Genomic DNA, 12,601 nt, shown 5'->3' with positions numbered 1-12,601 from the left:
CTAGGGTTCGCCCAGGTACTCCATGATGAGACGGGCCTCGCGGACGGTGAGGTAGCGGCGCTTGTCGAAGGGGGTACCGCCCCGCGTCAGCTCGGCATAGAGCGGACGGCAGCGGCGGATCCAGGAGGTGAGACGGCGAACGGCCTGCTCGGGCTCGGCATCGGGGAAATACTGGCAGGCTAGGGAACGGCGGGTGTAAGTAATGGTTTTCATAATTGAGAATGGATAATGGAAAATTGAGAATTGAGAATTAAAGAAAACGGTGCAGGTGTGTAGGGATGTGTAGGGTAAATCCGCAAACTTTTCGGCATTCCGTAAATAAATAGGCTGCCTTTAAAGGCAGACCATTTATTTAATTTTCACGCGTAATGTTTGCATACTACCCTACACATCTATACACATTTTTCCTATCAGGCTATCAATCAGACGTTTGAGGTGTAGGGATGATTTCATCGCCACTGGACAAAGATTCGGGCAACACACTGTTCATTTCTTCGGCACTGCGGTCGGCAACAATCCAGATATATCCGGAACGCAGTCTTTTCTGTTCGAACCCCAACTCCTTCATCGCCCGCCCTACCTGCACGGGACTGAGCCGCATCGACGCGAAGCGGGCACAAATCTGCGAAGCCGTCAGGTAGCGGCCCTTCTCCAGCGCCGAGGGGCGGCGGTAGTGGGCCAGGATGAGCTCGCGGGCGGGGTTGGGCGCTTCGAAGCGGCGGTTGCGGCGGTTGAGCGCCTCCACCTCGTCGCCCTGGAACCAGTAGCGGAAACCGCCGTCGAGCAGGGCCTTAGCCTGTGCATAGACACCCTCGTAGTCGATGGGCGTGGTCCAGGGATTCTCGATGTGCTCCACTTCGAAGGGCAGCCAGCGGCGGTTGCCGGTGTCGTCGGTGAGGAACTGGAGGTTGTTGCCCGTGGCGCAGAACGAGGCCACGTGGGGCAGCCGCACCTTGTTGCGCCCGTAGGCCGGACGCTCGTTGATGTAGAGCGTGGTGGTCATAGCCTTCAGCTGGTTCAGTTCGGGACGCTGCATGGAGTCTATCTCCTCGAAGTTGACGAGCAGGTTCTCGGTCATGGTGAAGAGGTCGTCCTTGGTGAGTCGCTGCGAGTTGGTCTTCGTGGTGTAGTAGCGGCGCAGGCAGGGCGGCAGCAGGTTCTCGAGGAAGGAGCTCTTGAACGAGCCTTGCGGACCGAGGAGGACGAGGATTTCGTGGTTCACCACGCCGTCGTCCAGCGCGGCGGCCAGCATGCCCACCAGCCAACGGCGGAAGTAGTAGTCGAACTCGGCGGCCGACGTGCCGCGACACACCACCATTCGGGCCAGACGGCCGATGTAGTCGGTCGTGCCATCCCAGGGCGGCAGCGTGTCGAGATAGCGGCGCAGGGGGTGGTACGTGGGCACAAAGTCGCTCTGCAGCAGCGTGCGCAGGCGGAAGAGGTCGGCGTCCAGCCCCTCGTGCTGCATGGCGCGCCACAGGGAGTTCTCCAGCGCATCGGTCATCAGCTGCCAGCGGGGCTCCTCCTCCCCTGTCCCGTCCATGAGCCGCACCTCCAGCTGGTGGATGAGGAGGTTGCGGCGCAGCTGGCACCAGCGACCGATGAAGTCCTCCATCTGCCCTACCGACACGCGGGGCGCACGGCTGCCACCGCCGCCCGACTTATCTTTAGAGGTACGCGCACGCGCGTAGCGCGCGAGGCGGCACGTGGCGTGTTCGGCGGTCTGGGCGTAGCAGCTGCGCACGGTGGCCGCAACGGAATGTTCGGCGGCATCGTAGTCGGCAAATTCACTGAGAGCCCACGCCTCGGCATCGGCCTCGCTCACGCCGAAGCGGTTCATCCAGTAGAGGCAGCGGCAGATGTAAGCGTTGTGACTGCCGGGAGCGTAAAGGATGCCGTCGTCCTCCACCAAGCGGCGCACGGTGGGGGCGGCACTCACGGCCCGCACGGGTCGGCCCCTCGAGGCTCGGGGACGCGCTGGGGCCTCAGGCTCCACTGCCAAGGCCTCGGCCTCGGGACGGTAGCAGACCTCCGGGTCGTGGCAGAGGACGGACATGCGGGTGGCGTTCTTGCACTGGGCGTCGACCGTCACGCCCAGCAGGCGGGCGTAGTAGTCGTTCACCGTCTGCCAGGCGCGGGCAAAGGTGCGGGCATCGGTCGGCGCAGGCTCCACACGGGCCACCACCCGCAGGCCACGGCCCGAGAGAGTGACGTAGGCCAGAAACGTATGCGGGTCGGCTTTCACCCGCGCGACCAACGTGTCCAGGCTTTTGCCGTTCAAATCATCAATATCGACCATCGCCTTGTCGGAGTAGCCGCGGACATGCTGCTGACTACGCCCTCCCTCGAGGATGACGGAACAGACAAAGGCCGCCTGCGAAGTCTTCAGGGAAACTTTGCGGCGCTTCAGCTCTTCGACGGAAGCAATGTCGCCCGCAGCTTCGGCTTCAGCCAGGCGGGCACAAGTCTCGCGGTAAAGACGAGTGACAGTGAGATGACGTCCTCCACGGATTTCTTCCACCAGATCGCCCCACGTGGTGGGTACGGGCACGGTGTCGCGCAGGGAGGCAAAGCGCGAGGGCCAGAAAGAGATTTCATTTTTCATTGACATATTCTTTACGGTTTACTTGTTTATTTGGATCAAATTCATTATATTTGGACATGCGATCTTTCCAAGTTTTTTCGGCAAAGGTAGTCAATGACGGATAGCGGATGCTGTACTCATGGATACAGCATTTTTCAGGCTCTTTTACAGATTTAACTTCTTTTATGCCGTTCATGGTTTGGCCGCCGGCCGCGGTCTAATCCTCTGGGCCATGAATGAAAAGAAGCTAAGAAAGAAAGCCAATTTGTGGATAGCCACGGCCGCAAATGAATTGAACGAGATCCGAAGAAGGTGGCGCCTAACCTCCAACCGCCAGTTTGCCCGCGCAGTCGGCATGAACGAGCGCACCATAGCCAAGCTGAATCCGAAACAACCGGACAGCTCGTTGTCGCTCGAGACTGTGGACCGCATCTACAGCGCGCTCATAGCCTTGCGTTGTGTGTACATCACGGACGAAGAAATGGAAGAGGAGTACCGCCGGCTGATGGAGTCGAGGATACGCATCGCTATGAGCGTAGCCCCGCTGCCACAGGCCGTAAAGGACGCTGTAGCAGACGAACTCCAAAGTCGCGGGAAGCAGACCGGAAAATGTTGAAACGGACCCGTCCGAACCGCTGTGCTGATGGTGATAAGGCCGGCGGGGAAGCAGTCGTACAGAAGGTGTAAAAAGGGAAACCTCCGCACTGTCGCCCTCCTCCCGGGCAAAGAGCAAGCGACTGAAAAGATGTGCGGCAAGAAGGCAGAGGCAAGAGGAGACTGAAGCCCGCAACTTCTACCAAGGCCATGACGACCACTCCGCAACGACAAGCGAAAGAGAAATCCCGGGGGAACAAGCCATGACTGCCCGCCGGGATTTTGTCTGTAATCTGTATACCAGTCGGGAACGGCTCTACGACGCGTTGGCCCTCAAAAAGAAAAAAGGGGAATGTGTTGCCGTTCCAACACATCCCCTTATCTGATAAAATTTAATGAAACAAACTGCGGAGAGAACGAGATTCGAACTCGTGATACCCTTTAGGGGTATACACGCTTTCCAGGCGTGCCTCTTCAACCACTCGAGCACCTCTCCTTCTGATTTCGGGGTGCAAAGATACGGGAAGTTTGCGAGATTTCCAAATCCAGAAGAAAAGAGTTTACCCCAAAAGAGGATTGTCTGGCTCCGCACCAAATGCAAGACGAGAGAATCGTTCGAAATAGAGGATGAGCCTATCTCCTTTCGTAATTTGAGCAAGCATATGCATCTCCCCCATATCTGTCGGTATGCTTTTTCAACAGGAGACACTGCTCAGAGCTGTTATCGTACCAAGAACAAAGGACACAAGCTTTTTCTTCATTCTTTGAAATTTCTTCTGCCGAGGGTATCGCAGAAGACGTCGCAGCTCCGAGCATCTCTGGAACAGAAGCAAAAACAGCCTTCACGACAATCACCAATATCACCACAAATATATAAAAAATACCGGCAATGGCAGCCGTCAAATAGCTCACACTGAAAATAAGGACAAGTCCAACAGCCGATAGGACAGCCTTTTCCACCCCTTTTCCACCTTTAATGTCATCCCAGAAAGCTCCAACCACATTTCCTAAAAACAGGAATAACAGGAATAAATTCGGAATGACACATAAATAGGGTTGAAGGCCATAAGAAGCGTCTGGGAACCACAATGCGCCAACATTGTTTACCCAGTTGGGGTTGTCGTTGCAGTAGGCTACGAAAATGAGAATAAAATTCCAAATACCCAGCATAACACCCAATCCCATGGTATTGTTCTGAACAGAAGTAGATTTATACATGAAACCGGTTATAATCATGGGAAGCGAAATAATGATTACCAGAATAAGAATGGCCAACAAGACCTTCCACCATTGAGCAGTAAAAAGCAGTTTCAAAAAACCGCTCATCACATACTCGGAAAAGAAGATACCGGCATTGAACAAACGCGGAATGAAAGATTCGTCCGCTGTGGTCTGATACACATGGGCACTATAGGCAATTCCCCCCTTTATCAATGCTAAGACACCCGCTTTTCTATCCCGCAACAGCCTCTCACCTTGATGCCAGTTTTCCCAAGCCTTCTGATAATATTGTTCGGCCATGAGGGAATCTTCCAGAACATGAGTCCGCAGAAATCTGCTGTTATAATAATCCCCCATGTCATAATAACTATCCGGATTATTATATTTGATGCCGATTTGTGCCCATTTGAACAGGATATCATTCCGTCGGTCTTCATACTCCTCATCACTCATCTTGGGATGTGGTTTACGAAAATCAGCCCATTCTTGAAGCCAAGCATCTGTAATGATCGCGTCATTTCCTGATTCGATCAACACTTGCCGATATCGCTCAAAAGAATCGAGGGGCACTACATCCTTAAAATCATCATAATGCCTTACAACAGCAAACATCGCATTCTTATCCTCCTTCTGCGCCGCCTGATAAACATTCTCCAAGTCGCTCTCCCACGGAGAACACGAACCGAGCAAGAGGCATGAAACGATAGAAACGACTAACAATAAATCTTTTTGAAAATAATCCATATATTTCATAACCATTAACTTTGAAACGGTGGACGCATCCTTCACAGAGATGAACCCACCGTTTACAAATCCAGCCTAACCAATACTCATGAGTTTCATTATTTTATTTACTCCATTCTCAAAGTACTTCATCGGACCTCAAAATATGAGTCAAAAACAATTAATAAAATCAACCCTATAATTTGCCCGACTCCGTTCTTTATCCATTCGGTTTACAAAAAAACAATTATTTTAATTGAAAATTTGTCACCCAAAATAGTGATTTTATCTCAAATAAGCAAAACAAATTAAAAGATTCATATTTCTCATACCAGTTACTATCATAATCTCTAATTTATTATATAATCTACTTCACTAAAATACTATATATAAATATAGCTTCCAAAGAAAAAATAAAGTAATCTCACTTTCTACACTTAGCTTTTCGTATATTTGCCAACAAAATCATTTTCAACCAAATGCCATGAAAATTCTCTATAAAATACTACTATTATTTCTGCTATTATCATCTTCACTTCATGCAGAACAGATCCCTCTAGATTCTACATTAACGCGCCTTTATACCCACGCTGCCGACCTGATGAGCGAAGGGGGACAAAACAATTACGAAAAAGCCCAACGAACATTTGACAGCGCCTTTGCCATACCGGGAGCAAGACAATCGCCCATATACCCTATATTATTGAATGAACAGGCTACACTATTAGTATATACCGGCGAAGGAGAACGGGCCCTGGAAATGAAGAAGAGCGTACTCCCCTACCTGCCCGAAATTGATGACCTGGAGAAACACATCAGCGTATACAACGACCTGGCCATCCTCTACCGCCGACGACACATGAACGACTCCACCATCTATTATTATACCAAAGCCATGGAAGCCGCCCTGCAGTATAAGGACGAAGGCTGGATTACCCACATCTACAACAATGTTTCCATCTTTTATTTCAACATCCGACAAATGAACGAAGCGGAAAAGTACATCGACCTGTCCGCCGAACATGCCGTAAAAACAGACGACCCCTTCTCCACCTTCAGCGCATGGCAGCTCCGTGCAGCCATCAAGGCAGAACTGGACAAGCTGGACGATGCCGAACAATCCATCCGGAAGGCTTGGGAAATTGCCTGCCAGTCGGGAGGCAACGCTTCCAGCTGGAAAATCAGGTGCCTCCCCTCCCTGCTGAGGGTATTGGAACGGAGGGAACAGCCGGACTCGGTGGAACATTACCTGCAAATCGGCAACCGCCTCCTGGAGGAAGAACCGGACAACTCCATCGCCGCCATCGGGTTCATACAAGTAAGGGCTTCTACGGAAATGAACCGGAAGAACTATACGCAGGCACTGAAAGATATGCTGTGGCTGCGAAAAAGGAACACTGGCAGTGAACCCAAGACACTGCTTACCCAAATTGCCCAATGTTACCATGCGACGGGCAACCAGGCCCAGGCATATGCCTACATGGACAGTGCACGCATGTGGACCGACACACTGGCCCAACAGAATCTCACTCGACAAATGGCTGAGTTCAACGTCAAATACCAAACACAGGAAAAAGAATTGCAGATAGCTAATCTAAAACAGCAGCAGCTGGAACATCAAGCCCTTCTGTTGAAAGGAGCTATCGGAAGTGGGTTGCTATTGATTTGCATATCCATCATTTTATTGGGAGTATATCACAAGAAACGGACAGCAGAACAAAAAATTGAATTATTGAAACAAGAAAATGACCTGAACTCAGCACGACGCTATATTGAAGGCCTGGAAACTGAATGTAAATACTTTGCTAAAGAGTTACACGACGGTATCGCCAACGATCTTCTGGCTCTACAAATGAAAATGAGCAACCAAACATCAAAAAACAATGCGGAAGAGCTAACCAATCTCGTCGGACAAATAAGAAACAGCGTACGCAATATTTCCCATGAACTGATGCCCCCTGAATTCGATGAACTAAGTCTGGATGAAATATTAGTGCGCTATGCTTCAAACCTGAAAGCCAACACCGGCATACAAGCCAGCTATACCCCCACCATAGGCAATACTTCCCGCAATCTTCCCAACGAAACTGCCTATGAGTTGTATCGTATCACGCAGGAGCTCACTATGAACATTGCAAAACATACCCAAGCAGACTATATCCACATCAGCTTACAAACTGAAAATGGAACAAGATATATATTACAGATTGCTGACAATGGTATCCAATCTGCGAATCAGCAGTCTACAAAAAATGATGGCATAGGCCTACGCACCATAAACGACCGTATCAAAGCCATCCGTGCTACTACTAACCAAACTCAATCCAGTGATGGCAACAACATTTTTACACTACAATTCGACATATAGTCCAATGGATAAAAACATGTATAAGCTACTGATCATAGACGACCATCCCATCGTAGCAGAAGGTATCAAAAACATAGCAGAACAACTGGGAGATGTTACATGCCAAAGCGCCATTTGCATGAAAGAAGTGGAACAAGCAGTCAATGCCTGTCAATTCGACCTTTGTATCATTGATCTGGAACTTCCAGACACAAACGGTTTCAAACTGATCGATTTCCTGCACAATCAAATACCAGAATGCAGAATTCTGATATACACCATGCATGAAGAACCTTGGGTCATATCTAAGCTAGCACACCAGGCTATTCATGGAGCTGTCTCAAAAAACAACAGCATCCAGGAACTAGCTACAGCCATCAAAGAAATAAAGAATGGAAATAAATATTTCTGCAAAACTTTTTCCGAGCAGTTCGGTAGAAATTCTATAACTCAGGTACCAGAGTTGTCCAAAAGAGAAAAAGAAGTATTGGCTTTATTATCCCAAGGGCTGAGTACCTCAGAAATTGCAAACAAGATATTTCTTAGCACTAACACGGTACACACTTACCGCAAACGACTGATGGAAAAACTGGAAGCCAAAAATGTGGCAGAATTAGTATACAAAGGAACAGAGCTATTCTAATCAAGATCTTATTCAATAACAAGCAAAACTAAAATACGATTTAAATCATACCACTTAACAAGAGATATTCTGTAAATCTTCTTAAAAGAAAGGGAGGATGTCCTTGCGAACACCCTCCCCGGAATATTACAATTGATGTATTACTTGCGGTTTATTCTTCTTCAACTTTCTCGTCTACCGTGTTGTAGTCGAGAACCGTCTTCTTGTTGGCAAGCATACGGTCATACTCTTCTTTGGAACCAACAATGATCTTCTCGAACTCACGCTGACCTGTACCGGCAGGAATGAGGTGACCACAGATCACGTTCTCCTTCATACCTTCCAGACGGTCTACCTTGCCGTTGATAGCTGCTTCGTTGAGCACCTTCGTCGTTTCTTGGAAAGAAGCGGCAGACATGAAGCTCGACGTCTGCAGAGCAGCACGCGTAATACCCTGAAGTATCTGTGTAGAAGTGGCAGGCACCGCATCACGTACCTGTACCAGCTTCAAGTCACGACGTTTCAGCATGGAGTTCTCGTCACGCAGCTTGCGGGCAGTAACAATCTGACCAGGCTGCAGGTTCTGAGAGTCGCCTGCATCGGTAACCACCTTCTTGCCCCAGATGCGGTCGTTCTCTTCCATGAACTCGATCTTGTCGACTACCTGCTGCTCGAGGAAGCGGGTATCGCCCGGTTCGTTGATTTCGACCTTGCGCATCATCTGACGTACGATGATCTCGAAGTGCTTGTCGTTGATCTTCACACCCTGGAGACGGTAAACATCCTGAACCTCGTTGACAATGTACTCCTGCACAGCCGTAGGACCCTTGATAGCCAGGATGTCGGCAGGCGTGATAGCACCGTCGGACAACGGAGTACCGGCACGTACGTAGTCATTCTCCTGTACCAGAATCTGCTTAGACAGAGGAACAAGATATTTCTTAACCTCACCACCCTTAGAGGTGACGATGATTTCGCGGTTACCACGTTTTACCTTACCCATCGTAATCTCACCATCGATTTCGGAAACGATAGCAGGGTTGGACGGGTTACGTGCTTCGAACAGCTCGGTAACACGGGGAAGACCACCCGTGATATCACCAGCCTTACCAACAGCACGCGGAATCTTCACGATAACTTCACCAGCCTTCACCTTCTGTCCGTCCTCAACTACCACGTGGCCACCCACAGGGAGGTTGTAAGTACGGATTAACTCGCCATCCTCAGTCATAATGTGTGCTGTAGGCACCTTTGCCTTGTCCTTGGACTCGATAACGATGATTTCGCGCAAACCGGTGGACTCGTCGGACTCTACCTTATAGGTGACGTTCTCGATGACATCCTCGAACTCAATTTTACCGGTAGCCTCGGTGATAATGACTGCGTTGAAGGGGTCCCAACGAGCAATGAGTTTGCCTTTTTCTACCACTTCTCCATCGGCAGCATACAACGTAGAACCGTAGGGTACGTTGTGGGTAGAAAGAACGATGTCGGTGTTGACATCGACAAAGCGCAACTCGGCCAGACGGCCTACCACTACCTTGGCGGGTTCGCCTGCTTCGTCGATGACATCGACGGTACGCAGTTCCTCGAACTCGAGGCGGGCGTTGTTCTTGGCCACGATGCTGGCGTTGGCGGCGATGTTGGCAGCCGTACCACCGGCGTGGAATGTACGCAGTGTCAACTGTGTACCCGGCTCACCGATAGACTGTGCCGCAATGACACCGACGGCCTCACCTTTCTGTACCATACGACTGGTAGCCAAGTTACGACCATAACACTTAGCACAAACACCCTTCTTGGATTCGCAAGTGAGCACCGAACGGATTTCGACACTCTCGATAGGAGAATCTTCAATCTTCTGGGCAATGGCCTCTGTGATTTCCTCACCGCCGGCAACAATCAGTTCGCCGGTTGTCGGATGTACAATATCGTGTACGGATACACGTCCCAGAATACGTTCATACAGTGTAGCGATGGTTTCATCGTTATTCTTGAGGGCTGTACAAACCAGTCCGCGGAGTGTTCCACAGTCTTCTTCGTTGATGATCACGTCGTGTGACACGTCGACCAAACGACGAGTCAGGTATCCGGCATCGGCCGTCTTCAAAGCAGTATCGGCCAAACCTTTACGGGCACCGTGGGTAGAGATAAAGTACTCGAGCACGGACAAACCTTCCTTAAAGTTCGAAAGAATCGGGTTTTCAATGATCTGACCACCTTCGGCACCGGCTTTCTGCGGCTTGGCCATCAAACCACGCATACCGGAAAGCTGACGGATCTGCTCCTTCGAACCACGGGCACCGGAATCCAGCATCATGTAGACAGAGTTAAAGCCCTGGTCATCAGATGAAATGGTTTTCATCAGGATGTTGGACAATTCGGAGTTGACGTGTGTCCAGATATCAATTACCTGATTGTAACGTTCGTTGTTGGTAATGATACCCATATTATAGTTGTTGATAACCTGTTCTACTTCTTCGTAGCCCTTCTGTACCAGTGCCTCCTTCTCTTCGGGGATAATGATATCGCCCAAGTTGAAGGATAGACCTCCCTTGAAGGCCATGTAGTAACCCAAGTTCTTGATACCGTCAAGGAAGTCAGCAGCTTTGGACACACCGCACACCTTAATAACGTGGCTGATGATGTCGCGCAATGACTTCTTAGAGATAATGGTATTGATGTATCCGGCTTCGGGCGGTACAATCTCATTAACAATGACACGACCGACAGAGGTATCGTGCATCATCTTCTTGACAATGTTACCGTTCTCATCTACATCGTCCACGATAACACTGACAGGAGCGTGGATGTCGCACTTGCCTTCGTTATAGGCAATCAGAGCTTCTTCAGGGCCATAGAAAGTCAGACCCTCACCCTTAGCACCCTTACGCAGCTTGGTGATGTAGTACAGACCAAGCACCATATCCTGTGCAGGCACAGTGATAGGCGCACCGTTGGCTGGGTTCAGAATATTGTGTGACTGGAGCATCAACAGCTGTGCCTCCAGAATAGCTTCATTGCTCAACGGAAGGTGGACAGCCATCTGGTCACCGTCGAAGTCGGCGTTGAAGGCCGTACATGCCAACGGGTGCAGCTGGATAGCCTTTCCTTCAATCATCTTGGGCTGGAAGGCCTGGATACCCAAGCGGTGCAGTGTCGGGGCACGGTTCAGCAGAACTGGATGTCCCTTCATGACATGCTCCAAGATATCCCAGATAACGGGTTCCTTGCGGTCTACAATCTTCTTGGCACTCTTCACCGTCTTCACAATGCCGCGCTCAATGAGCTTACGGATAATAAACGGCTTGTAAAGCTCAGCGGCCATCAGTTTGGGAATACCGCACTCACCCATACGCAGTTCGGGACCAACGACGATAACCGAACGGGCAGAATAGTCAACACGCTTACCCAACAAGTTCTGACGGAAACGTCCCTGCTTACCCTTCAAACTGTCGGAGAGAGATTTCAACGGACGGTTGGCATCAGTCTTCACAGCGCTGGACTTGCGAGAATTGTCAAACAGTGAGTCAACTGCTTCCTGCAACATACGCTTCTCGTTACGAAGAATGACTTCAGGAGCCTTTATTTCAATCAATCTCTTCAGACGGTTGTTACGAATGATAACACGACGATAGAGATCGTTTAAGTCGGACGTAGCGAAACGGCCACCATCCAGCGGAACCAACGGACGCAGTTCAGGCGGAATAACCGGTACGATACGGACAATCATCCACTCGGGCTTGTTGCGGCCGCGAGAAGCACGGAACGACTCAACAACCTGTAGACGTTTCAGCGCCTCGTTCTTACGCTGCTGTGAAGCGTCGTTGTTGGCACGATGGCGGAGTTCATAGGACAATGCATCCAAGTCCAGATGAGTCAGCAGGTCGTAAATGGCCTCTGCACCCATCTTTGCAATAAACTTATTGGGATCAGAATCTTCAAGGAACTGGTTTTCCTTAGGAAGCTTGTCCAACAAATCCAGATATTCGCCCTCTTCCAAAAGGTCATACTGAGCTACTTCGTCAGCCAATACACCGGGCTGAATAACGACGTAACGCTCATAATAGATGATGGCATCCAGTTTCTTAGTCGGCAGACCCAACAGATAACCAATCTTGTTGGGTAAAGAGCGGAAATACCAGATATGAGCCACGGGCACAACCAACTGGATGTGTCCCATACGCTCACGGCGCACCTTCTTCTCGGTTACCTCCACACCACAACGGTCGCAGACGATACCTTTGTAACGGATGCGCTTATACTTACCGCAGTGGCACTCATAGTCCTTGATAGGACCGAAGATGCGCTCGCAGAACAAACCGTCACGCTCGGGTTTATAAGTACGGTAATTGATGGTTTCAGGCTTTAAAACTTCACCACTCGAATTCTCAAGGATTTCTTCAGGTGAAGCCAAACCGATAGAGATTTTCGAGAAATTACTCTTTATCTTATTATCTTTTCTAAAAGCCATACTTTATATTGTAATTGATAATTGACAATGGATGAT

General features: G+C 49.9%; 8 protein-coding genes, 1 tRNA gene and 1 pseudogene. 3 read left to right on the top strand and 7 right to left on the bottom strand.

The genetic code is table 11. The features are described from left to right. From HF894_RS07580 to HF894_RS07570, 4 genes and pseudogenes are all read right to left on the bottom strand, one after another. Positions 1-213, bottom strand: a complete 213-nt coding sequence (locus tag HF894_RS07580) for a DUF4248 domain-containing protein (protein WP_021846348.1) — start codon at positions 211-213, stop codon at positions 1-3. Positions 214-418: 205 nt separating this feature from the next. Continuing rightward, positions 419-1,543: a VapE domain-containing protein gene (locus HF894_RS15150; RefSeq protein ID WP_246593172.1), complete on the bottom strand. Its 1,125-nt coding sequence runs from the start codon at positions 1,541-1,543 to the stop codon at positions 419-421. Positions 1,544-2,080: 537 nt separating this feature from the next. Further along, a pseudogene (locus tag HF894_RS15145) lies at positions 2,081-2,605 on the bottom strand (BT4734/BF3469 family protein); the annotation flags it as partial. Next, positions 2,595-2,780 (bottom strand): hypothetical protein, encoded by a 186-nt coding sequence (locus HF894_RS07570; RefSeq protein ID WP_204968597.1) that lies wholly within the window; start codon positions 2,778-2,780, stop codon positions 2,595-2,597. The gene HF894_RS07570 and the pseudogene HF894_RS15145, both read right to left, overlap by 11 nt. A 36-nt stretch (positions 2,781-2,816) precedes the next feature. On the opposite strand from HF894_RS07570, the gene HF894_RS07565 reads away from it, so the two are divergent. Then, entirely contained in the window at positions 2,817-3,200 is a 384-nt protein-coding gene (locus HF894_RS07565) for a hypothetical protein (protein WP_204968596.1), read from the top strand. 386 nt (positions 3,201-3,586) lie between these two features. Here the strand turns inward: HF894_RS07565 and HF894_RS07560 are convergent. Then, positions 3,587-3,674 (bottom strand) — tRNA-Ser (locus tag HF894_RS07560). 137 nt (positions 3,675-3,811) lie between these two features. Then, positions 3,812-5,152 carry a hypothetical protein gene (locus tag HF894_RS07555; RefSeq protein ID WP_204971545.1) on the bottom strand — a complete coding sequence of 447 codons (1,341 nt, stop codon included), beginning with the start codon at positions 5,150-5,152 and terminating at the stop codon, positions 3,812-3,814. Positions 5,153-5,606: 454 nt separating this feature from the next. On the opposite strand from HF894_RS07555, the gene HF894_RS07550 reads away from it, so the two are divergent. Next, positions 5,607-7,490 carry a tetratricopeptide repeat-containing sensor histidine kinase gene (locus HF894_RS07550; RefSeq protein WP_204971544.1) on the top strand — a complete coding sequence of 628 codons (1,884 nt, stop codon included), beginning with the start codon at positions 5,607-5,609 and terminating at the stop codon, positions 7,488-7,490. 16 nt (positions 7,491-7,506) lie between these two features. Then, positions 7,507-8,112, top strand: coding sequence for a response regulator (locus tag HF894_RS07545; RefSeq protein WP_021847924.1), 606 nt, complete (start codon positions 7,507-7,509; stop codon positions 8,110-8,112). Positions 8,113-8,263: 151 nt separating this feature from the next. Here HF894_RS07545 and rpoC read toward each other — a convergent pair whose 3' ends face one another. Next, positions 8,264-12,565, bottom strand: a complete 4,302-nt coding sequence (gene rpoC / locus HF894_RS07540; RefSeq protein ID WP_075317993.1) for a DNA-directed RNA polymerase subunit beta' — start codon at positions 12,563-12,565, stop codon at positions 8,264-8,266. Positions 12,566-12,601: the final 36 nt, after the last annotated feature.

This window comes from Caecibacteroides pullorum, assembly GCF_019239235.1.
Lineage (GTDB): Bacteria > Bacteroidota > Bacteroidia > Bacteroidales > Bacteroidaceae > Bacteroides > Bacteroides pullorum.
Note: the sequence above shows the minus strand (reverse complement) of the source record. Positions and strands in the feature narration are given on the sequence as shown.

What these genes read in the sequence shown, in the direction of transcription:
- HF894_RS07555 (WP_204971545.1), bottom strand. Translation starts at nt 5,152, where the DNA reads ATGAAATATATGGATTATTTTCAAAAAGATTTATTGTTAGTCGTTTCT.
- rpoC (WP_075317993.1), bottom strand. Translation starts at nt 12,565, where the DNA reads ATGGCTTTTAGAAAAGATAATAAGATAAAGAGTAATTTCTCGAAAATC.
- HF894_RS15150 (WP_246593172.1), bottom strand. Translation starts at nt 1,543, where the DNA reads ATGGACGGGACAGGGGAGGAGGAGCCCCGCTGGCAGCTGATGACCGAT.
- HF894_RS07580 (WP_021846348.1), bottom strand. Translation starts at nt 213, where the DNA reads ATGAAAACCATTACTTACACCCGCCGTTCCCTAGCCTGCCAGTATTTC.
- HF894_RS07565 (WP_204968596.1), top strand. Translation starts at nt 2,817, where the DNA reads ATGAATGAAAAGAAGCTAAGAAAGAAAGCCAATTTGTGGATAGCCACG.
- HF894_RS07545 (WP_021847924.1), top strand. Translation starts at nt 7,507, where the DNA reads ATGTATAAGCTACTGATCATAGACGACCATCCCATCGTAGCAGAAGGT.
- HF894_RS07550 (WP_204971544.1), top strand. Translation starts at nt 5,607, where the DNA reads ATGAAAATTCTCTATAAAATACTACTATTATTTCTGCTATTATCATCT.
- HF894_RS07570 (WP_204968597.1), bottom strand. Translation starts at nt 2,780, where the DNA reads ATGAACGGCATAAAAGAAGTTAAATCTGTAAAAGAGCCTGAAAAATGC.